We start from the raw sequence: 22587 nt of genomic DNA, 5'->3' as shown, positions 1-22587 counted from the left end.
ACGCATCGGAATCATTATCATTCGGCGGCATCATCGCGATGCCATCGCGGTACGATGCGGGAAAATCGGTATTTTGACGTGTCGTACCGCAGTGGCGCGGTACGACAGCACGATTCAGGGGTTTTCGGCGTTTCGTACCGCAACCGCCATCTACAAAAGCCCGGAATTCCGCCAATCCTGCGCACACGTCCGGATTCACGTTCGAAACGCGCGCGGTACGATGCGCCAAAAAGCCCGAAATCCTCAAATCGTACCGCAACCGTTCTGAGATTCGGACCAACACATTCCATATATCAAAATGGTCCGCGCATCAGCAATAGATGCGCGGACCATTGTCCCACGATCAGACCGTCAGACCCTCAAAAGCCTGAAGTCAGGCTTCGTAGAAGCCGGACTCGCCAAGGCGAGCATCGGGATTCAGCAGCATCGCCTTTTCGACCTCGTGGTGGTCGTAGCCACGGCCGTCCTCGTGGAAGCGACGGTTGTCGATCGGCTCGTAGAGCGCGGCGCGACCCATCATGCCTTCCTCGAAGCGGCGGCGACCGGCGGCCAGTCGGGCGTTGGCCCGCTCACGCCAAGCCTCCAGCGCGGCCTCGCCATCCGCACGGGCCACAGCGGCCTCGAAGGCACCGGGGTGCACCAACGCCACGAATCCGCTCACATGACCGAAGCCGAGCGAGGTGGCCAAGCCGGCCTTGACCGGGCGACCCGGCGTGACGCGGCCGTACGAGTCCTCGCCGCCGCCGATGCGCAGCGGGCGGCGCAGCCAGACCATGTGGTCGTCGCGTGCCAGCTTCGGATCGACGCAGTCGAGGGCAGCGTTCGCCGGAATCACACCGGACTTGAACAGCTGGGTCAGACCGTTGACCTGGAAGATGCAGGCACCGCCCTTGGCGTGGCCAGTGAGCGTCTTCTGGGAGATCACGAACAGCGGGTTGCCGTCCGCACGTCCGATGGCGTGGGCCAGCGTGTTGTGCAGCTCGGACTCGTTCGGGTCGTTAGCGTTGGTGGACGTATCGTGCTTGGAGACCACGGCGATGTCGTCCGCCGTGACGCCGAGCGCGGCCAGATCGCGCACAAGCTTCGAGTCACGCCCACCGAGGCCGGCCGCCAGAGCGCCAAGGCCCGGTGCCGGAATCGAGGTGTGCGCGCCATCCGCGTAGCTGTGGATGAATCCAACCACGGCCGCGACCGGCAGACCGAGCTTCAAGGCCAGGTCGCCACGGGTCACGAGGATCGTGCCGCCACCCTGGGACTCCAGGAAGCCGCCGCGGCGACGATCGTTCGCACGGCTGAAGAACCGCGCGTCGATGCCCTTGCCGTACATTTCGGCGGAGTTGGCGGTGGCGTTCATGTTACCGAAGCCGATCACCGATTCCACGCCGATGTCGTCGATCGCGCCGGTGACCACGAAGTCGGCCTTGCCGAGCGCGATCTTGTCAACGCCCTCCTCAAGGGAGACCGCGGCAGTGGCGCAGGCGGAGACGGGCTGGATCATGTTGCCGTAACCGCCGATGTACGACTGCATGACGTGCGCGGCCACCACGTTCGGCAGCGCCTCCTGCAGGATATCGGTCGGAATCTCGTGGTTCAGGAAACGGTCGAGGTAGAGCTTGCGCATCGACTTCATACCGCCGAAACCGGTGCCCTGCGTCGAGGCCACCAGCGAGGGGTGGATCGACTGGAGGATCTCGGCGGGCGTGAACCCGGCCGACAGATAGGCGTCCACGGTGGTGACGATGTTCCACAGCGCGATCTCGTCCACGTCGCCGACCATCGAGGCCGGGATGCCCCAACGGGTCGGGTCGAAGCCGGTCGGGAACTGGCCGCCGACCGTGCGGGTCATGGCGGCGCGGCGCGGCACGCGGATCATCGAGCCGGCGTGGCGGGTCACGTTCCATTCGCCGGACTCGTCGTCCTTCGCGATGGAGGTGTGCGACTCGTCCAGCTTGACGTACTCGCGCGCGACCTCCTCGGACGGCACGGAGAAGGTGACGTCGTGGTCGAGGTAGACCTCGGCCTCCTCCTCGTCGGCGCCGTCCTTGTAGTCGTCGCCCATGCCGGTCTCGAACGGGCGGATGCCGGAGCGGGCCACGACCTCGTCGTGGTAGCGCTCGGCGATGTCCTCCTCGGGCACGAGGTTGCCGTCCGTGTCGTACCAGCCCGGCTTCGGGCTGTCCTGCCAAGTGACCAAGCCCATGTTCCACGCCAGTTCCAGCACGGCGCCGGCGTTGAGGTCAACACGGCCGTCCGGATGGATGCCGAGTTCGGCCTGGGCTCGCGTGCGGCCGGAGCCCCACGGGCCCAGCTCGCCGATGGACACGATGACGATCTCGTCCTCCGGGCGGGCGGTGACGCCCCGCCAGTCGGCAAGGTCCACCGGGGCCTGCCTGTCGATGATCGGGGTGGGCAGCGCCTTGAGGGTGGCCGGTGCCACGGCCGCGCCGCTTCCCTCGCCCGCCGCGCGGGAGCTCCCCTCAGCGAGGGGAGCCGAGGCAGAGGGCTCGACGGCTGCGGCGTCAGAGAGAGCCAATCCAGCGGCGTCCGCCTCCGCTTCCGCGCGCAGGGCCTTGATATCGATGGGCTCGCTGCCGAGGCCACCGGTCAGGTCCACGTCGAGCGGATGCTTGGCGGCTTCCTCGCGAGACTCGGCCGTGCACAGGTCAAGCAGCTTGACCGCAATCTGCTCGGTGGAGTAGGTGTGGATGCCGTGGCGCTCGACGACCGCGACCAGCGGGTCGTTGCCGCCCATCAGCCCGGTGCCGCGCACCCAGCCGATCTTCGGGTGGGCGAAGGTGACGCGGTCGGACCACACGCGCTCGGCGTGGGCGCGGTTGACGATGGCGTCGAACGCGGACTTGACTTCGCCGTACGCGCCGTCGCCGCCGAACACGCCGCGGTTCGGGGAGCCCGGAAGGACGACGTGGAGGCGATGCTGCACGTCGGTGTCGGCACCGATCTTGGACAGCCCGGCGATCGCGCGCTCCACGCCCCAGAGCATGAGTCGCGCCTGCGATTCGAACAGTTCGCCCGAATCGGCGAGCGTGCCGTGAACCGGCGGCGCGGCGAACGGGAAGAACAGCGTCGGCTCGTATGCGGGCTTGAGGATCGTGGTGGTGGCACCGGTGGTCTTCTTCTGCACCGTGCCGACCCAATCCACCAAAGCGTCCACATCACGGAAGCTGGACAGGTTCGCGGGCACCAGCCACAACTTGGCGTCGCCGGTGGCACGCTCGCGGTAGGCCTGCTTGGCCCATGCCTTGACGGACGGCTTGAAGCTGTGAGAGGTGGCGATCACCGTCGCGCCGCCCGCGAGCAGGCCTTCGACCACCTGGGCGGCGATCGAGTTCGGGCTTACGCCGGTCACGATGGCGATGTCGTTCGCGAAGCGGGAGGCGTTCGCGTCGGAGGAGACGGGTTCAAGCGCTTCGGCGGCGACCTTCTGGAAGGCGACCTTGAGCTCGCTGATTCCCTCACCCGCTGCGCGGGAGCTCCTCTCAGCGAGGGAAGCCGAGAGGTGGTCGGCGAACCACTGGGCCTCGGCTGCGATGGCCTTGCCAAGTCCGATGAAGCTGCCGTTCAGTGCCGAAGCGTCCTGCTCGTAGAACGCGCGGGCCAGATCCTCGCGGGCGGAGGCCCAACGATCGTCGAAGAGAATGGCCTTGTTGGCGTCGAAGCGCGGTTCGACCTGCTTGGGCCAGTCGGAACCGAGCTCGGCATCGACGGCGGCCACCACGGCGGCGTTCTCGTCCTCGCTTTCAGTCGGCGCGGGGATGGCCACACCGAGCTCGCCCAGCACGAACCGGGCGGTGGCGGCGAGCACGCCGTTGGCGCCGGTGACCTTCTCGGCGAAGGCGTCGAGCGCGGCGGAATCAACCACGGCGCCGCCTGCGGCACCACCGGCGGTGGGCAGTGCGACGGCGATGCCCTTCAACTGGGCGACCGCTTCGACTGCCGCATCGATGAGCTTGTCCGCCTCGGCCTTGGACTGCACGGCCGCGGTCGGCAGTTTGGCGAGGTCGCCGCCGCGGGAGCTGGCGCCCTCACGGGTGTCGAGCAGGAGCGCGGCGAACACGCTGGCCACCCAACCCTCGCCAAGCTGCCAGACGCCGGTCACGCGGTCGCGGATGTAGGACTGCTTGACGCCGGCGGCACCGAACAGCGAGCGCAGACGGTCGCGCAAGGCTTCGGCAAGCACCGGGCCGAACGGCTTGTAGTTCGGGGCGGCCTTGTTGACGATCTGGGCAAGCTGGACGAGCGTGGCCTCGGCCGCGCCGTCCACGCTGGCCACGCCGAGCTCGGAGCTGATGTCCATGAGCAGCTGGTTACGACGCGAAGAGACGCCGTTGGTCAGCGTGTCGGTGGTGTCGTTGCTGCCGATCTGGTCGAGGCGCAGCTTGGCCGAGTAGGCCATGAGCACACCGATCGCATCGGAGGCGTGGAAGGGGAGGTCCGGCACGGCGGCGCCGGCGACCTGCCCTGATTGCAGGCCGCGCGAGGAGCTGGATGATCCAGTGGACTGTCCGGCGACGGAGCCGTCCGATTGGCCCGAGGCAGCGGCGCTCCCCTCAGAGAGGGGAGCCGAGGCGGCGGAACCCGGCTTGGCGACCCCGGAACCCAGCTTGGCAACGGCGGAGCCGCCGGCGGGAGCGGTCTCGACCGGCACGGGAGCCGCGGCCGATGCGGACTCGTCCGCGTCGTCGTCTGGCACGAGCGAATCGGAATCGGTCATGTACACGCGGCCTTCGTCGCGGCCGACGTTGTAGACGGTCACGTCGTCGCCGGCGAATTCGGGCAGTCGCAGGGTCTTGGCACCGAGGTTGGCGAGCGTCGGCGCGTTGCCGAGGCCGACCTCCACGTACTCCTCGACGCCGAGTCCGCCCTGCGCGCGCTTGCCGAACAGCAGCGCCTGCGTCTCGATCCAACGGACCGGGGATGCGAACTGCCAGGACAGCAGCTCGGTGAGCAGGAGTCGGCCGAGCTTCTGGTCGTCGGCGGCGTAGGAGTCCCACACGGCCGGGTTGTCCAGCGCCTCGCGGATACGCTCGGAGGGCACCACCTCGAGGATCTTGGCGGCGAACTCACGGGTCATCTCGAACGGCACGGCCACGAGGTTCGGGATGTAGCGGCCCACCAGACGTCCTCGGTAGTCGATGTGCTGCGGCAGCAACGCGTCGAGCTTGTCGCGGAACTCCGGCACACCCTTCCTGAGCAGCGTGGAGTGGAACGGCACGTCGATGCCGGGCACCAGCATGAAGGCCGGCTTGCCGCCCGCCTCGCGGGCACGACGGTTCGCGTCCTCCTTGAGGGCCTTGAGACCGGCGATCGTGCCGGCGATCGCGTACTGCTGGCCGGCGAGGTTGTAGTTCACGATCTGCAGGAACTCACCGCTGGCCTTGGCCACGGATTCCACGTACTCCTTGACGTGCGCGTCGTCCACGCCGAACTGGTTCGGACGGAGGGCACCCATGCGGTAGTTGGAGCGGCCCTGGGCGTCACGGTCGATGAGGTGATGCATGGTCGAGCCGCGGTGGAACACGAGCTCCAGCACGGTTTCCAGCGGAATCACGCCGGCGAACGCGGACAGCGCGTTGTATTCGCCGAGCGAGTGGCCGGCGAAGTAGGCGGGCCAGATGTCGGCGCCGGCCTCGCGCAGACGGGCGGTCTGCGCGAAGGCCACGGTGGCGAGCGCCACCTGCGTGAACTGCGTGAGGTTGAGCAGGCCCTCCGGATGACGGTAGGTGACACCGTTGGCGGTGAGCTCCTTGGGGTTATCGCGCACGAGGCCGATGATCGAGAAGCCGAGCTTGGCGCGGGTGAGCTTGTCGGCACGCTCCCACACGTCGCGGGCGGCGGCGGACTTGGCGCGCTCGTCGAGCACCATGCCCTGCTTCTGGATGCCCTGACCGGGGTAGACGAAGGCCGCACGGGGTGCACGAATCAGTGCGGTGCCGCGCGAGACGAGCTGGCCGTCGATACGGCAGGTGACCTCGAAGGTCATGCCGCCGTGGCGCACCTTGCCTACGCGTTCCACGGAGATCTCAACGACATCACCCAGCTGGACCATGCCGTACATGTTGTACGTCCAGCCGGCGATCTCGTAGTGGGCGCCCTTGGCGTCGGTGGCCTGCACCGCGTGCTGGGCGGTGGCGGACAGCCACATGCCGTGCACGAGCGGGGCCTGGAGCCCGGAGATGCGGGCGCCGCGCACCGAGGTGTGGATCGGGTTGAAGTCACCCGAGGTGCGGGCGAACGCGGTCATGTCCGTGGGGGCGGTGACCTTCACGCGACGCAGCAGGCGGCGGGGCGTGGCCTGTACCATATGCAGGCCGCGCGAGGAGTCGGACAGTCCGGTGGACTGTTCAGCGACGGAGTCATCCGCTTCCTTATCCAAAAGGGCACCACCGAACTCGGGCGCATCCGCCGGCAGCGCGTCGGAGTAGACGCGCCCGCGAATGGCGAACCGCTCGGTCTCACGGGCCAGCAGCGTGCCGTCGGACGCGGTGTGGATCACATGGATGGTCACCACGCGGCCGGACGCGGACTCGAAGTAATCCTCGGCCCAGGAGGTGAGGGCCACGGTCTCACCGGTATGGCGCAGCAGCTCCTCCTCGGTGACCTCAAGCTCGATGAGGTGGTCGAGGTGGACGGCGTTGAGCAGTCCCTCGATGACCGGGTAGCCCTTGACGGACACGGAGCCGAGCGCCGCGTAGATAGCCGGCCATGCCGGGCCGACCAGCGCGTCCGGCGCGATGCGGCTGGGCTTGAGGCTCGTCGGCAGCGCGCCGCCGGTGGCCGCCTCATGGTCGAAGCCGAGGTTCGCGGACAGCGTGTAGGAGGCATCAGCCTCGCCAAACGGCCTGCCCTCGGCCGCCACGATCTCCGGCATCGCGACGAGCTTGTCGCCGGTGATGGCGGTGTTGCCGATGCCGGCGGTGGCGGCGAGCATCGCGTAAACATCCGGGATGAGTCGTTCGCGATCGACGACCGGCACGCGACCGGTCTCGGTGCCGTCGACGATGAGCGGGATGACGATGTCGCGCACGGCGTGCTTGGTCACGCCGCCGTCCGGATCGTTGTCCCAATAGGTGTCGAGGTGGATGTCAAGGTCGTACTTGCCAGCCTGCTCGTCCACTGCGCGAATCTCGTAGTGCGGGTCGTTCAGCGCGGTGCCGTAGGCGGGGTTGTCGGTGATGTGGCCCACCCAGGAGATGTTCGGGGACTTGCGGATGAAGTCCTCGGCACTTACGGCCTCGCCTAGCGCGGCGAACAGCCGCTCGGACTCGCCGTCCGGTTCGGTGGAATCCGCAATATCAACGGAGTCCACGGCCTTGTCCTTGGACTTCCCCTTCGCCTTGCCCTTCTTATCCTTCTTGGACTTGCCCTTGCCTGACACTTCGGCCACAGCCTCGGATGTTTCGGCGGTCTCCACGGCATCAGACTCGCGCTCGGATTCGTCGCCCGCCTCCGGCTCGGCATCTTTGACGCGCTCGAGCGCGGCGGCCTCGAACCGGCCGAGGATCGAGGCGACCGGCTCGTCCACGGTGGTGATGCCGGCCACGGAGATCGGGCCGGGGATGGCACGCACGGAATCGGCGGAATAGCGCGGGTCCTCGGACTGCCAGAGCTGGTCCTGGCCCCACCAGCGCAGCAGGTCGTGGTCGATGACCGGCACGAACGGCATGGGCTTGGGGTATTCGCGCACGAGCACCGGGAACCAGGCCACATCGGCCGGCACGACCGTGATCTCAGCGGCCTGCGGATATGCCGCAGCCAACTTGTTCAGCGCCGGCGCAGGGTCGGCGGCGAGATCGTCGCGGGTCAGCAGACCGGCTGCGGCCGCGTCCTCGGCGGACGTGCCGTCGGCGGCGAACAGGCGGGAGGTGAACTCGCCGAAGTCCACGCCGCTGATGCGGGCCTCGATGCGCTGCAGCAGATGCTGGAAGCGATCGACGTAGGTGGGGTCCACCCACGGGAAGGCGAGTTCGGCGAAGCGCTTGGCCCAGTCGAGGTAGGTCATCGAGGCCAGGTCGCCGAAGTACGGCTTGGCGGTCCTGTCCAGCGCCTCGATAATCTCCTCGCGACGGGAGTCGAGCTCCTCGGGGTGCTTCATGACGCGCACGAGCAGACGTCCGCACGCGGCGGAGGCGTTCTCGAGCTCGTAGATGTCGGCGTGCAGGTGGCTCAGGCCCGAGGACACGCCGCCCACGGACTTGCCAGACGGCACCCAGTGCACAGCCTGCGGCGCGAACACGTCGGCCTCCGCGGCATCACCGGCACCGGCCACGCCCGGCGTCCTGACGAGCAGCTGCTTGACCTCGGGGCTGGTGTGCGCCTCCTTGGCGGTCATCACGGCGGTGCCCACGAGCACGCCGTCCACCGGCATGTCCGGCAGACCGTAGGCGCGGGCCCACTGGCCGGAGATGTAGTCGGCGGCGCGTTCGGGCGTACCCACGCCGCCGCCGGCCACCAGCACCAGGTTCTCGCAGGCGCGCACGTCGGCATAGGTGGTGGCCAGCAGGTCGTCGAGCGCCTCCCAGCTGTGGTGGCCGCCGGCCTCGCCGCCCTCCACCTGAATCATGATGACCGTGGGGGCCACGGCCTTGGCGATGCGCACCACCTGACGGATCTGGTCCACGGTGCCGGGCTTGAAGCTCACGTACGGTAGACCGTCCGCCTGCAGTTTCTTGATGAGTTCCACGGCCTCGTCCAGCTCGGGCACGCCGGCGGAGATCACCACGCCGTCGATCGGCGCACCGGACGCGCGCTTCTTGGGCACGATGCGGGAGGAGCCGAACTGCAGGTTCCACAGGTAGCGGTCCATGAACATGGCGTTGAACTCCACCGTGCGGCCTTCCTCGAGTTCCTCCTCAAGCTTGGCCACATGACGGTCGAACACCTCGGCGGTCACCTGGCCGCCGCCGGCGAGCTCCGCCCAGTATCCGGCGTTGGCCGCGGCGGCCACGATCTCCGGCTCCACGGTGGTGGGGGTCATGCCGGGCAGCAGCACCGGCGGCTTGCCAGTGAGCTTGGTGAACTTGGTGACGAGCTTGTCGCCGGCCGGCGTGGTCACCACGCGCGGCGCGAACGTCTTCCAGTTCTGCGTGCGCTCGGGTTCGCCCTCCAGAGTGGAGAGGGCGGCGCGTTCGGCGAGCGTCGTGGCCTCGACCACGCCCACGCCGGTGCCCTGCACCACGTTGCCGATGAGCTTGCCGAGCGTGGAGCCCGGGCCAAGGTCCACGATCCACAACTTGGCGGGATCGTTCACCTCGCCGAGCAGCGACTTGAGCCGTGCGGCCCAGTCCACATGATTGAGCAGCACCTCCTCGGCGAGCGCCCGGGTGCGGCGCTGCTCGAAGCCGCAGGCCGCGGCCCACTCCACGGTCTGCTCGACGGCTTCGGCCATGAGCGGCGAGTGGAACGGCAGGGTGACCTCGAGGTATTCGAGGGTGGGGTTGAAGACGGCGCCGCCGCGCAGCTTCTCCTCGCGCAGCTTGGCCTGATGCTTGTGCTCGCGCTCGGCGGCGACGGCGAAGGCGGCAAGGTCCTCGGGGTAGCCGGAGAGCACATGATGGTTGTCCGAGTTGGTGACGGCGACGGAGATCGGGCCGAGCGCGCGGCCCGTGCCCTTCACGCGGGAGATCAGCGTCTCGACCTGGGCCAGCGTCGCGCCCTTGACGGACAGCATCGGCGTGGCCTCGCCGGACTTGGCGTCGAGGCCGAGTTCGCGCACGCGGCGGGTGCCGGCCGCGCCGATCAGTGCCGCGACGGCCAGGATCTCGTCAAGCACGGGGGCTGCGGATTCGATGGAGCCGGCATCCTGGATGGCGCGGGTCATATGCACGGCGAGCACGCCCTGCGAGTGGCCGAGCACGGCGGCCGGGCGTGCACCGGGCACGTCGTAGCCGAGGTGTTCGAGGTCGATGAGCGCGCCGAGCTGGGTCAGCGCCACGCCTTCGACGGAGACCGTGGCGTCGGCGGCCGCGCCGAGGCGGGCCGGGTTCGGCGTGAAGCCGAACAAATCGACCGGGCGTCCGGTGGTGGCCAGCAGGTCGGCGGCGACCGGCGTGAGCAGTCGGTGCGCGGCCGCCGCATGGTTGCGCAGATCCTCGGCGAGGGTGGGGTCGGCGGTCTGGTCGGCGAGCGCGACCGGCCACGGGGTGGATTGTCCGGCGAAGGCGAGCGCGTGCGGTTCGTCGGCAAGTCGGTTGAGGAAGAAGGTGGTCATGTGATTCCTTTGATTCCTTGGGTTGTTGGTTTGTTGCGTAGGTTTGTTGCGTTGTGTGATGGATATGTTCTGTTGGGTACGTTTGTCGGGTTGATGCGATGGGCTCGTTCTCTTGGCGGCGTTTGGCGATTCGGATGGCTCCGTCGGCCGACAGCCCACCGGGCTGTCTCCCTCCTCGCGCGGCGACCCGCCAAGCGGATTGCCGCACTACAGCGGCTGGTTGCCGTGATGCTTGTCGGTGCGGCGCACACGCCGTTTGGTGGCGAGCGTGGCGAGGGATTCGACGATCACCTCACGGGTCTGTTCGGGGTCGATCATCGCGTCGATCTGCCCGATTTCGAGCGAGAGGTTCGCGTTGACCGTGCTGGTCTCGTAGTCCTTGATGTATTTGGCCCGCAGCGCCTCCACGTCCTGCCCGGCGGCCTTGGCCTTGGCCAGATCGTGACGGTGGATGATGTTCACCGCGCCGGACGCGCCGAGCACCGCGATCTGCGAGGAGGGCCACGCGAAGTTGAGGTCCGCGCCAATGGCCTTCGATCCCATCACGATGTACGCGCCGCCGAACGCCTTGCGCAGCACCACGGTCACCAGCGGCACCTGCGCGTTGGCGTAGGCGTAGATCACCTTGGCGCCGCGGCGGATGATGCCGGCGTGCTCCTGGTCGGAGCCGGGCTTGTAACCGGGCACGTCCACGAGGGTGACCACGGGAAGGTTGAAGGCGTCGCACAGACGTACGAACCGGGCCACCTTCTCGGACGAATCGACGTCCAGAATGCCGGCCCGCACGTTCGGCTGGTTCGCCACGATGCCCACCGGCTTGCCCTCGATGCAGGCGAAGCCCACGAGCGCCGAGGCGCCGAAGAGCTCCTGCACCTGCACGAATTCGCCGTAGTCGGTGATGCAGCGGATCACATCGAGCATGTCGTACGGCTGGCGTTCGTTGGCGGGCACGATGGTGGCGAGCCGCTTGGCCGTGTCCCGTTCGGAACGGGTGGCGGCGTAGGCGTAGACGGGCGGCTGGCTTTCGGCGTTGGACGGCAGGTAGGCGAGGACCGTACGCGCGTAGTCGATGGCGTCCGACTCGTCCTCGCCGAGGTAGTGGGCCACGCCGGAGACCCGGTTGTGGACCTCGCCGCCGCCGAGGTCGGCCATCGAGATGGTCTCGCCGGTGGCCGCCTTGACCACGTCCGGGCCGGTGACGAACATGTTCGAGTTCTCGCGGGTCATGATGATGAGGTCCGTCAGGGCCGGGCAGTAGACCGCGCCGCCCGCGCACGGGCCGAGGATGAGGCTCAGCTGCGGCACGAAGCCGCTGGCCTCGCAGGTCTTGCGGAAGATGCGCCCGTACTGGGTCAGGGCCGCGACACCCTCCTGGATGCGCGCGCCACCGGAGTCCACGATGGCCACGATCGGCACCTTCAGGGTGATGGCCATGCCCATGAGGCGGCAGATCTTCTCGCCCTCCGCGGTGCCGAGCGTGCCGCCCTTGACCGAGAAGTCCTGCGCATAGACGGCCACCTTACGGCCATAAACCAGACCGAAGCCGGTGATGACGGCCGCGCCCGCGTTGCCGCCGGCGATGTTGCCGCCCTGGAAGCGGCCGATCTCCTCGAAGGTGCCGGTGTCGAAGAGCAGATCGAGGCGTTCGCGCGCGGTCTTCTTACCTTTGGCGTGCTGCTTGTCGCGGGCGCGCTCCTCGGCGGCGCGGGCCAGTTCGGCGGCTTTGACCACTGCGGCGCGCAACGGCTGGTGGCCGGACGGCTGCGCCACGGACGCCACGGCGGCTCCGGCGGCATCCCCCACGCCGACGTTGCCGGTCGCGGCTCCGGCTCCGGCGGCCACTGCTGCGGCCTGCGCGGCCTTCACCGCCGGAGAATCCATGATGTCGGTCATTTGGCGGCCTCCTTCTTGGTCACGTCAAGCGTGACGAGCGTGTCTCCGGCCTCCACGCCATCGGCGGGCCCGACGAAGATCTTCTTCACCTCGCCGGCGGCCGGCGCGTACACGTAGTTCTCCATCTTCATGGATTCGAGCACCACCAGCAGGTCGCCCTTGGCCACCTGCTGCCCTTCGGACACGTTGATGCGCGTGACCACTGCCTGCATCGGCGAGGCGATGATGCCGGACTTGGCGCCGTCGTTCGCGGCCTTGTTCGCGGACGATACGTTGTGCAACCCGGCGCCGCGCAACGGCTGGGTGGGGCGGCGGGCGCCGCGGGCGCGGGCCGAGCCGGTGAGGTTCTCGACGATGTCGAGCGGCACGGTGAGTTTGACGCGACGGTCGTTCATCTCGATGACGAACGTCTCGCTGCGGTCCTTATCGCCGCCCTCCGCCGCGCCACCGGCCGCCGCGCCGGCGAGCGATGCGGGCTGTCCGGCGCGGGCGGAGTCGGGCTCGCGGTTGAGATACGTGCGTTCCAGCCATTTGGTGGACACGTCGAACGGATGCCCATGCTCGGCGGTGAAGTCGTCGTTGCGGAAGATCTCCTTGAACAGCGGGATAGGCGTGGGCACGCCCTCGATCACGAGCTCGTCGAGCACGCGGCACACACGGGCCACGGCATCGAGACGGTTCTGGGCGGTGACGATCACCTTGCCCATCATCGAATCGAACTTCGGCGAGATGGTGTCGCCCTGTTCCACACCGGTGTCGATGCGCACGCCGGGGCCGGCCGGCCATTGGATGCGCTCGAGCGTGCCGGAACCGGGCGTCAGGTTGGTGGCGGGGTCCTCGCTGGTGATGCGCAGCTCGAAGCTGTGACCGCGCGGCTCGGGGGCCGGCGTGAGCTCCCCGCCGGCGGCGATGGTGAGCTGTTCGCGCACCAAGTCGAGTCCGGACACCTCCTCGGAGACCGTGTGCTCGACCTGCAGGCGCGGGTTGACCTCGAGGAAGTACACCTTGCCGTTGGGCGTCACCATGAACTCGCAGGTGCCCAGGCCCTCGTAGCCCACGGTGGTGAACAGGCGGCGGGAGTACTCCACAAGCGTGTCGGTGATCTGCTTGGGCAGGAAGGGCGCGGGCGCCTCCTCCACGAGCTTCTGGTTGCGGCGCTGCAGCGAGCAGTCGCGGGTGGAATAGACGGTGAAGTTGCCGTGCGAGTCACGGCCGGACTGGGTCTCCACATGACGGGCCTTGTCGATGAACTTCTCGATGAAGTATTCCTTGAGGTCGCCGCCCTGCAGCGCGTCGTGGTTCATATAGAAGCGGCGCAGCTCCTCGTCGTCGTGGACCACGGTGATGCCATGGCCGCCGCCGCCATCCGTGCGCTTCATCATGATCGGATAGCCGTGGGTGTGCGCGAAGTCAAGCAGCGTGCGCATGTCCTCCACCGGCTCGGACAGGCCCGGCACCGGCGGCACCTTGGCGCGCATGGCCACGCGGCGCGCGGTGATCTTGTCGCCGAGGTCCACGAGTGCGGTGTGATGCGGGCCGACCCAGACCGCGCCGGCCTCCTCGACCTTCTGCGCGAAGCTCGGCACCTCGGAAAGGAACCCGTAACCAGGATGCACGGCGTCCGCACCGGTGCGGTGCAGGATGTCGATGAGCAGGTCCTCGTTGAGGTACGTGTCCTTGTAGGTGTCGCCGGAAAGCAGGTACGCCTCGTCGGCCATGTCCACATAGCGGCTATCGCGGTCCTGTTCGGCGTAGACCGCTACGGTCTTGATCCCCATCTCTTTGGCCGTACGCACCACGCGCAACGCGATCTCACCGCGGTTCGCGATCAGCAGTTTTTTGACAGTATGAGCCATAGCGTCAAATTGTGGTGCGTTCGCCATCATGCAGCAAGGCCCGTTCGCACAAAACAGCTCACGCCGTTTTGTAGGCTACCAACAAACGCATCCGTAGGTTTCGCAGGCGTAGCCACGGTGGGCGATGGCTCCAAAACCGCACGGTTGCAACGTTTTGCCACATGCCATTCACCATCCCCGACCATTGACGCTTGCGGTCGATTCGTCAATTCCCGACAAACCGGAGTCAATAATTTTGTAACTTGACACGAAAACGAACGAAACCTCACATCCCTACGATGGCAACCGTAGTTGGAGGAAGGCTCCCGGATTACATCCGCCATGGCGGATCGCATCCATCGACACGCATATCGAGACTCACATCGAGCCGTTCACAGTAGGGGGAATCACATCATGCAGTCTTCGCACACCGCGGCATCCGCCGTTTCCGCCGTCTCCGTTCCGCGCCGCATCGCCGCCGCGTCCTGGAAGCCCGTACTCTTCGCCGTGCTGCTGTACCTGGCCGCGGCGGCGGGTGAGATTCCGGTCCCCGGCACGCCGGTGCCGATCACATTGCAGACCTTCGTGGTGATGCTGGCCGGCCTCATGCTGACATGGCGCCAGGCCGCCTCTTCCGTGCTGCTGTACCTGGCCGCGGGCGCGCTTGGCCTGCCGGTGTTCGCCGGAGGCGCCTCCACGATGGCGCTGGTCGGACCGAGCGCGGGCTTCCTGTTCGGCTGGGTGCCGGGCATCATCGTCATCGCGCTGCTGCGCGGCAAGGCCGATCTTTCGACGCCGGGAGCCGCCGCGCTGACCGCCGGCCGCTACCTGCTGGCCGCGCTGCTGGGCGGCATCGTGGTGATCTACTTCTTCGGCGTGACCGTACAGTCCACGCTCACCGGCGTGCCGGTGTTCACCGTGACGCTCGCCTCCATGGGCTTCGTCGTGGGCGACGTCATCAAGGCCGTCGTGGCCGCACTGGCCGCCTCCGGCCTGAGCAAGCTCGGCCGCTGAGCCGACCACCGGAACACACCCGGGGACACGCATCTGTCTCGTAATTGTCTGAGTGGTATCGCCCCCCCTCTGACGAGGGGCCTGATAGCGAAGCTGACTGGGGGAGAGACAGACCACTAGACGGATTCCGGAATCACACCCGGACTCAACAAATAACGGGCGGTCCGCCGGCATCACACCGACGGACCGCCCGTCTCTCTATCTTTCTTTCTTCCGGCCGCCGGCAACGTCAGTGGCACCGGCGACGTCTGTTGTCACCCGACGGTCGCGCTAATCGACTGTCGCGTCACCCGACGATTCAACAATCGGCGTCGCGCCTACAGCACACCCACGTCGGCCGTACGCACCGTATGCTCCACGCCATCCGACGTGCGCAGAATCAGCGAAGCATCATCGTTCAGACCAATCGCCTCGCCGGTCAGCGTCGAGCCATCCGTGAAGTGCGCCTCGACCTGACGCCCGCGCGCCCAGCAGACGGTCTTCATCTCCTCGCGCAGTTCCTTGGCCTGACCGTGCGGATCGGCAACGAATGCGGTCAGACGGGTACGGAATCCCTCCACCTCACGCGCGGCCACCGCGTCACGCAGCTCCTCGAACGGGGGCAGGTCATGCACATGCAGCTGCAACGACGTGGACTGCGGCGTGGGAAGACGGCAGGCACCCAGCATCAGGTTGAGCCCGACGCCGAAGACGATCGCCACATCGTCGGCCCCGCCCGCCTCGCTCGCATCGCCATTCGCCGGCAGCATCACCAATTCGGATAGCAGGCCGCCCAGCTTCAGACCGTGGCAGTAGATATCGTTGGGCCACTTGAGCTCCAGCAGCGACTCCGGCTGATCGGCTTCGGCGCCGAACTCCCGAATCGCGCCATTGAGCGCATCCAGGGTGACCAGCCCGGCAATCATCTGCAACCACCCGTTCAACGTCTCATCCGTGGCGATGGCACGCGGCAGACGCACGGCATACGATACCGTCGACGAGCGGCCGGGCTGACTCACCCAGGTATGTCCGTTGCGGCCACGACCCGCGGTCTGGCGGTCCGCGGCCACCACGGCCACGGCGAGCCGTCCGCCCACCTCCGTCGGCGGCAATGTCAACGTGCCTTCCGCAATCAGGCGGCCTGCCAGAGCGTTGGTCGAATCCGTCTCGGCCACGGCCACCACCTGATCGGCGGCATCATTCGTTTTCGTCAGCTGCGGCGTTGCAGCGTTCAAAGCAATAATCATGTGAGTCACATTACCCCCGATACCGCGAATCATCACCCCTTATCCCATCGAAAACCGCACAAAACCAATCATTTCGCACCATCGATATTGTGTGAGCGCTCACAAGTGAGGTAAATCACATCTCACTATATGCGTGTACGCTAGGTATTGAGCGGTCGGGCGATACCGCCTTGTCCGCCGAACTTCACAGTCGTTGTTCATCCAAAGCGCAACCCACCAGCCGAAACATGCTGCGACTACTACGGTGTCACAGTCAATGCGATGCATGGTTTGCACTATCGGTCGTGTCTTATCGGGAAGGATCTGAGCCGCACGACGGCTTGGCAATCAATCGGATTACCCCGGGCAATACCTCCGGGAATCACCATCTCAAGGAGAGCAGGTACCTTTCATGCTCAGCTTTATCGAAGACAACAGCCACCCGTTCGATTACGTGGAACGATTGGAGGGCGTCCCGGAAGGCGTCGAGGCGCGCGTGGTACGCATAGCCCCGGATCTGCCGTTCGACGCCATGGTCGCGATGCCCGCCGACCGCGTGCCGGCCGATGTCGAAGCCGAACCGGTGGGTAATCATGTGGTGATCCACCACGCCTTCCCCGATCTCGGTCCGGCCGAGGACTGGGTGGTCGCGTGGGTCAACCGGTGTCCCGCCAGCGACTTTCCGCGAAACCGATAGCGACTTTCCGCGAAACCGGTGACGTCGCATCGCGAGAATCCACCACTCCTGCACCTCACCGGATTCTCATCGGAACAATCGCACCGGATACGACTCATCCGGGCGAATCCCACCGCGACGCTGCATCAGCACCATCGGCACCATCGGCAACGGCATCAGTCGCAATCAGTCACGTCAGTCACGTCGGCAGTTGGCGAGTGCGGCTACCATTGGCATACATGACGTCACCAGCCACCCCGCAACCTGCCGCCGTATCCCGTCCAACGCCCAACCATCCCATCGCACGGCGGATGGGGGCGGTCGCGCGTTGGACCTTGGCGGTACTGGCCTGTCTGTGGCTGGCTCTGTGCACCGCTGTGGGGCCGCTGTACTGGGATTTCGACAACGGCACCATCGCCCACTGGAATTGGGCCAATACCGCCATTTTCGCGGGTTCGTTCATCATCTATCTCGGCATCATCGGATTGCTGGTCCGCTTCGCCGCAACCGGGCGCGTACTACCCTTGGTCGCCGCGCGCCTGAGCACCATGTTGCCGAAGCCCTCCCAGGCACCGAACGCCCACCACGACGCGGTCGATGGTGCCGATGCCATCGCTCCCCTGTTCCGCACAATCATCGGCACCATCGCCGCCGCCCTCTCCCGCGGGCTCACGTCGCTCGGTCATTGGATCGTACGCGGCACGAATCGGTTCTGGAAGATCGCACTGATCCTGTTCCTTGGCTGGCTCTGGGCACCCACCACCCTGCTCGCCGCGTTCGGCGCGGACATCCGCTCGCAGATCCGCGAGTTCAGCTGGGCCTGGAACCAATGGACGGGACTCAAACAGCCGTACATCGGCTTCTTCTCCTTCGTGCCGATGGATATCTACCCCACCGCGCACTACATGTGGCCGTCCGACCCGACATACCTGACCGACCAGCACAACGTGGTTCTCACGGTTGTGTACGGCGCGACCGCCGCTCTCTCCCGGTCCCTGACCGGCTCGAACGACGCCGGCATCGTGGTGCTGGCCGCCGTGCAGATGCTGTTCGCCGTATTCTGTTGCGCCGCCACCGCGAACCGTTTCCTCAACCTGCCGTGGCTTCGGCGACCCACCGAGCCCGATCAGGCCGCCGCACGAGCCGCAGCGCCTGCCTCCGGCGCGGACTCGATCAACGCAGTCGCCATCAACGCGGCCCGCTGCCACTCCGCTCCCGCCGGCGCGCTGGCCCGCCTCCTCATCATCGTGTTCTTCCTGACCTGCCCGCTGGCAGTGTTCGCCACGATTTCCATCACCAAGTCGCCACTGTTCGCTTTCGCGTTTGTGTGGTGGTTCGGCGTGTGGTACGAGCTCATCCAGACGTGGCGCCCGTCGAAGCGATCGAAGCAGTCGAAGCGACGGAACCCGAGCGTCCACGTCCGCAGCGCCGTTCTCAATCTGCCGCCGCACAGCCTCATCGCCTTCGTCGTCTCCACATCGGTGATGCTGATTTCCGCTAAGTACGCCTGGTACATCATCGCCCTGCAGATCGTGCTGGCGCTCATCGCCGACCGACGCCGCTGGGCCACGTACGTGGCGGCTCTGCTCATCCCCACCGTGCTGATCCACGGCGGCATCTCGTTCGCCATCTCATCCGGCGCCATCATTGGCGGCGACCCGATCGAGAGCCGCGGCGTGCAGCTGCAGCAGATCGCCCGCGTGGCCAAGCGCAATCCCGACGGCATCTCGGCCGAAGCCAAGAAGAACCTCTCCCCCGTCTTCAATCTGGACCAGATGGCCGACGCCTACTTCCAGCAGGACGCGGACCCGGTGAAGTCCTCCGGCATCCAGGCCAAGAAAGTGAGCTACAAGTGGCGCACCGTCACCCCCGAGGACATGAACGGATTCAACAAGGCATGGCTCGAAATCGTCAAGGACAATCCGGTCATCGCCCTGGATGCGCTGCTCGCCAAGTGCTTCGGCTACTTCAACGTCACCGATCTGCCGTATGTCTCCATGGATTATTACGTGACCAGCGATTACGTGCAGAAAAACTCCACATGGATCAAGTCCTATAACCACCAATGGCGTGAGAAGGTGGCCAAATTCACCCAACGCTGGGGCCGTATCCCGGTGATCGGCTGGTTCACGCACGGCAACTTCTACGTGGTGCTGACCCTGCTCATCGGCGCGGCCGAGGTGATTCGCCGTCGTTGGCTCACGCTGATGACGCATATTCCGCTGCTGCTGCTGATGGGCGTGATGATCACCGCGCCGGCCAACAACTTCGAGCGGCATATGCTGCCGGTGGCCTTCGTGTTCGGGTTCGTGGCCCTCACATACTGGCGTGATTCCCGGCGCGAGCTGCGCCGGTCGCACAGGTGACGGCGGTCCGCGCAGGTGGTGGCGGTGGTTGGGCTCCCGGGGGTACTCCCGGAAAGCCGCATAGCCCGTCTGGCGCCGGATGGAAGCCCATGACTACACTTGGTGGCATGTCTTCCGATTTTCTCGAACTGCTCGCCACCGACGCCCGCACGGGCGATGATGCCGAAACCGCCCTTGACCGCGTACGCACTGTGTTGTTCGAGTGCCTGTTCCACGATATCGCCGACGAGCGCGTAACCTCCCTATTCACGATTCTTGGGTTCACCGGCGAATTCGATTGTTACGCCATTGCCGGGTATCCGGCGCATTCGGCCGCCCGTACGCGCCGCGATGTCGAGAAGATCGTGGCCGATTTCGGCGGCGACTGTCTGACCGCCGAGTATGCCGCTGACGGAACATCCCCATCCGCAGTCGTGGCACTGGTACGTCAGAGCGGCGCCGCGACCCCCGAGGTTATCTGCAACACCGTCTCGGCAGCGTTCGCCGACGACCGTCCGCTGGCGTTGGGCCCGTCCCGCGCTGCAGCCTCAGGGGCGATGCATACGTTGCGCGCCGCCTTGTACTGTCTCAAGGCCGCGCCGGCGCTGGCCGCCACGGTACGGCAGATTCCGCGCCCGCTGCGTACCGACGATGCCCTGCCCGAGCGCGCGCTCATCGGCGACGAGGATGCCCGCGACGAGCTTGTCCGCGTGGTCTACGGCAGTCTGGCCGCCGCCGGACCGGACGATCCCACGCTGCTCACCGTCTCCACGTTCCTGCGATTCGGTGGGTCGTTGGAATCGACCGCCAAGGAGCTCAACGTCCATCCCAACACCATTCGATACCGTCTCAAGCGTGCGGCCGAATCCACCGGCTGGGACGCCACCGACCCGCGCGAGGCGTACGTGCTCACCACCGCCATCGCCCTCGGCCGCATGACGGAATAACACCGGAGCAGCCCGGCGTGCGTCCAACTTCAGCGAATCAGTTCAGTGATGTTGCGCGTCCTGTATGGCCTTGACACCCTCTCGCAACAGTTCGGCAAAGGATTCCTGCATGGCGAGCACTTCATCCACAAATCCACCGGCGGACAGGGCAGCGATTACATGACCGTCTGCCGGGTCCAGAATCGGCACGCCGACGGCGCCGATGCCGAGCGTCACGTCTTCGTCGGACAGCGCATACCCGTGAGACCGCGTCTCGGCGATGTCGTCGCGCAGCTGCTCGACCGTCACCAGGGTGTTTTCGTTGTATGCCGGGAATGGAGCGCGAGCCAAGTACCGTTCAATCGCATCGTCATCGAAATAGGCGAGCGTGACACGGCCTGCAGCACCTGCGTGCAACGGCAGTACTCGACCTGGACGCAGAATCACTGAATCGATGGCATGGCCCTGCGCACACTCCACGCACACGGTTTCGTCGCCGGACGCAACGGTAAGGAACGAAGTCATGCCAGTTCGCGCGGTGATTGACCGCATCACCGGCAACACCCCGTCCCATTCGGTGCGTGATGCGCGTGCGGCATCCGCCAGACGAAGCCAATCGAGGGACAGCGTATAGTTGCCGTCATCATCGGCGGTTGCCCAGCCCACATCCACAAGGCCGTCAAGGACTCGGTACACAGACGAACGTGGAATATCGCAAGCGTCGGCAATATCCGCCGGGGCAAGACCACTTTCAGCGGCCAACGCCTCAATGACGCGGCTGGCCTTATCCAAGGCGCGGGTAGGTTCTTTCTGGTCACGCTGTTCTCGGGGTCCGTGTTGCTTGTCAGCCATCGTCAGGCCTCCTTCCGATTCGCGTAGACGCCGGTGAAGCCCAATCCACGCGACACTTCCGCGCCCACCGACCTGACCAGTTCAATCATGCTGCTGCCGGGGGCCTGATTGTTGTGATCTGGCTGTCCGGCGACGTGTCCGGCTTCTTCAAGATCGATTATCAGCGAACGCGAAAGACCACCGAGTGCGATTGCGGCCTGAATCTCCCCGGCATGGTTGAACACCGGCACGCTGATGGTCACCGAACCAGCCATCGTCTGGCCCACATCGTAGGCGAATCCACACTCACGAATGGTCCGGGCGCAGTCCACTGCAGTGGCTCGCATCGTGGAGAACGTGCCACCAAGCTCGTTGTTGTAGGCGTAGTGCTCAAGCAGCTGTTCATATCGGTCGGATGGCAGCCATGCGGTCAGTACATGCGATGGCGCACCCATGCTTAGGGGCAGACTATTGCCCACCAGCTGGCTGTAGCTTTGCAGTTCCTCACGCGTGCGGGTTTCAATGCATACGGACCGTAGGCGTCGGCGGACGAACAACGCCCAGACACCGAATTGGGCTCGATGCGCGCGGAAAGCCCGGCGCGTGATTTGCTGGATGTCCAATCGGCTTTCCACTTGCCCGCCGATGCGAACACAATTAATGCCAAGCCGGTACTCGCCACGACGCTTACCACGCTCCACCCAGCCAACGGCAGACAGATTGTCCAAAAGACGATAGGTGGAACTGATGGGTTCACCGGTAAGCTCGCTGATAGTGCGGACGGCGCAAGACCCATGATCAGCAAGTACGTTCAAAACCGCTTTTGACTTGACCAGCGCCTCAACGCTCCGGTCGTCTCGGCTCTGTGCACCCATACGCTGCTCCTGTCCAAATTCTCAGTTTTGGTCTTATTGTAGCGGGATTATGGTATGCGACGAAGTTTCATTGATAATTCAATGACCGTTGGTTCTGGAATGGGCTGATCTTTTTGGGGTTTCTTTGGGAGATCGGACCAACCGCAATCATGATGGATTATCAGACTCTTCCGATTTTTGTGTGTAAAGGCCATGCGTTTTCATTGCTTAGGTATATTCGACGTTTCCTAGGTGCATATTCATCGACACCTTGCGCGCATACCCGCCTTGTTGCGCCATCCCGTCCTCCGGAACCCACCCTGGAAACGATAAATGCACCTAAGGTAACCCGATGAATTCCAGTTGGGCGGAGCCGGAAAGGACAGTCCCGGCATGGAGACGGTGTGGATTGTTTGTTGGGTTTCTTGTTGTTGTGGGTTCCGTGTCAAGTGTGTGGGTATGAGTGGAGCCCCGGTGGATTGTTTCCATCGGGGCTCTCTTGTTAACGTGTGATGCGGCGGTGTGCTACTCTCCCACATCCTCTCGGGTGCAGTACCATCGCCGTGCCAGGCCTTAGCTTCCGGGTTCGGAATGGATGCCGGGCGTCTCTCCTGGGCCATGACCGCCGCAAATCTTCAATTAGACGTCCCACACGCGTTGGTGTGGGGGATGGTTCCCGTGATGGGTTGGGGACCGGATAGCGGACGCGATCGTCGAAATGGTCTTGTGGTCATCCGGATGCTCCATGCCGTCCGGAAATCCATTGCAGAAGAATGTTTT

General features: G+C 65.8%; 9 protein-coding genes, 1 rRNA gene and 1 pseudogene. 4 read left to right on the top strand and 7 right to left on the bottom strand.

Features of this window, described 5'->3' with window-relative positions; genetic code table 11:
- Nucleotides 1–373 precede the first annotated feature (373 nt).
- The 3 genes and pseudogenes from BG22_RS07570 to BG22_RS07560 all read right to left on the bottom strand — a co-directional run bounded on the left by BG22_RS07570 (nt 374) and on the right by BG22_RS07560 (nt 13977).
- Complete coding sequence (locus tag BG22_RS07570; protein ID WP_140494580.1) at nt 374–10228, bottom strand: type I polyketide synthase; 9855 nt, start codon at nt 10226–10228, stop codon at nt 374–376.
- A gap of 207 nt (nt 10229–10435) precedes the next feature.
- A pseudogene (locus BG22_RS07565) lies at nt 10436–11992 on the bottom strand (acyl-CoA carboxylase subunit beta); the annotation flags it as partial.
- Nucleotides 11993–12117: 125 nt separating this feature from the next.
- Nucleotides 12118–13977, bottom strand: a complete 1860-nt coding sequence (locus tag BG22_RS07560; RefSeq protein ID WP_094668202.1) for a biotin carboxylase N-terminal domain-containing protein — start codon at nt 13975–13977, stop codon at nt 12118–12120.
- Between the two features lie 393 nt (nt 13978–14370).
- Here BG22_RS07560 and BG22_RS07555 point away from each other — a divergent pair, with 393 nt between their 5' ends.
- Nucleotides 14371–14970, top strand: a complete 600-nt coding sequence (locus tag BG22_RS07555) for a biotin transporter BioY (protein ID WP_094668201.1) — start codon at nt 14371–14373, stop codon at nt 14968–14970.
- Nucleotides 14971–15287: 317 nt separating this feature from the next.
- Here the strand turns inward: BG22_RS07555 and BG22_RS07550 are convergent, their stop codons facing one another.
- On the bottom strand, nt 15288–16196 hold the full coding sequence (locus BG22_RS07550; protein WP_140494576.1) for a biotin--[acetyl-CoA-carboxylase] ligase: 909 nt from the start codon (nt 16194–16196) through the stop codon (nt 15288–15290).
- A gap of 391 nt (nt 16197–16587) precedes the next feature.
- On the opposite strand from BG22_RS07550, the gene BG22_RS07545 reads away from it, so the two are divergent.
- The 3 genes from BG22_RS07545 (at nt 16588) to BG22_RS07535 (ending at nt 20143) form a co-directional block, all read left to right on the top strand.
- Complete coding sequence (locus tag BG22_RS07545) at nt 16588–16872, top strand: hypothetical protein (protein WP_094668199.1); 285 nt, start codon at nt 16588–16590, stop codon at nt 16870–16872.
- A 218-nt stretch (nt 16873–17090) separates the two neighbouring features.
- On the top strand, nt 17091–19217 hold the full coding sequence (locus BG22_RS07540) for a DUF6020 family protein (protein WP_181163448.1): 2127 nt from the start codon (nt 17091–17093) through the stop codon (nt 19215–19217).
- Nucleotides 19218–19324: 107 nt separating this feature from the next.
- Entirely contained in the window at nt 19325–20143 is an 819-nt protein-coding gene (locus BG22_RS07535) for a CdaR family transcriptional regulator (RefSeq protein WP_140494572.1), read from the top strand.
- A 42-nt stretch (nt 20144–20185) separates the two neighbouring features.
- On the opposite strand, the gene BG22_RS07530 is transcribed toward BG22_RS07535, so the two are convergent.
- From BG22_RS07530 to rrf, 3 genes are all read right to left on the bottom strand, one after another.
- Nucleotides 20186–20974 carry an IclR family transcriptional regulator gene (locus BG22_RS07530; protein ID WP_140494570.1) on the bottom strand — a complete coding sequence of 263 codons (789 nt, stop codon included), beginning with the start codon at nt 20972–20974 and terminating at the stop codon, nt 20186–20188.
- Nucleotides 20975–20976: 2 nt separating this feature from the next.
- Nucleotides 20977–21828, bottom strand: a complete 852-nt coding sequence (locus BG22_RS07525) for an IclR family transcriptional regulator (RefSeq protein ID WP_140494568.1) — start codon at nt 21826–21828, stop codon at nt 20977–20979.
- A gap of 491 nt (nt 21829–22319) precedes the next feature.
- Nucleotides 22320–22437 (bottom strand): 5S ribosomal RNA (gene rrf, locus BG22_RS07520).
- Nucleotides 22438–22587: the final 150 nt, after the last annotated feature.

It is taken from the genome of Bifidobacterium sp. UTBIF-78 (assembly GCF_006408945.1).
GTDB lineage: Bacteria > Actinomycetota > Actinomycetes > Actinomycetales > Bifidobacteriaceae > Bifidobacterium > Bifidobacterium myosotis.
Note: the sequence above shows the minus strand (reverse complement) of the source record. Positions and strands in the feature narration are given on the sequence as shown.

Coding starts and splice junctions, on each gene's coding strand:
- BG22_RS07570 (WP_140494580.1), bottom strand. CDS start 10,228: ATGACCACCTTCTTCCTCAACCGACTTGCCGACGAACCGCACGCGCTC.
- BG22_RS07560 (WP_094668202.1), bottom strand. CDS start 13,977: ATGGCTCATACTGTCAAAAAACTGCTGATCGCGAACCGCGGTGAGATC.
- BG22_RS07555 (WP_094668201.1), top strand. CDS start 14,371: ATGCAGTCTTCGCACACCGCGGCATCCGCCGTTTCCGCCGTCTCCGTT.
- BG22_RS07550 (WP_140494576.1), bottom strand. CDS start 16,196: ATGATTATTGCTTTGAACGCTGCAACGCCGCAGCTGACGAAAACGAAT.
- BG22_RS07545 (WP_094668199.1), top strand. CDS start 16,588: ATGCTCAGCTTTATCGAAGACAACAGCCACCCGTTCGATTACGTGGAA.
- BG22_RS07540 (WP_181163448.1), top strand. CDS start 17,091: ATGACGTCACCAGCCACCCCGCAACCTGCCGCCGTATCCCGTCCAACG.
- BG22_RS07535 (WP_140494572.1), top strand. CDS start 19,325: ATGTCTTCCGATTTTCTCGAACTGCTCGCCACCGACGCCCGCACGGGC.
- BG22_RS07530 (WP_140494570.1), bottom strand. CDS start 20,974: ATGGCTGACAAGCAACACGGACCCCGAGAACAGCGTGACCAGAAAGAA.
- BG22_RS07525 (WP_140494568.1), bottom strand. CDS start 21,828: ATGGGTGCACAGAGCCGAGACGACCGGAGCGTTGAGGCGCTGGTCAAG.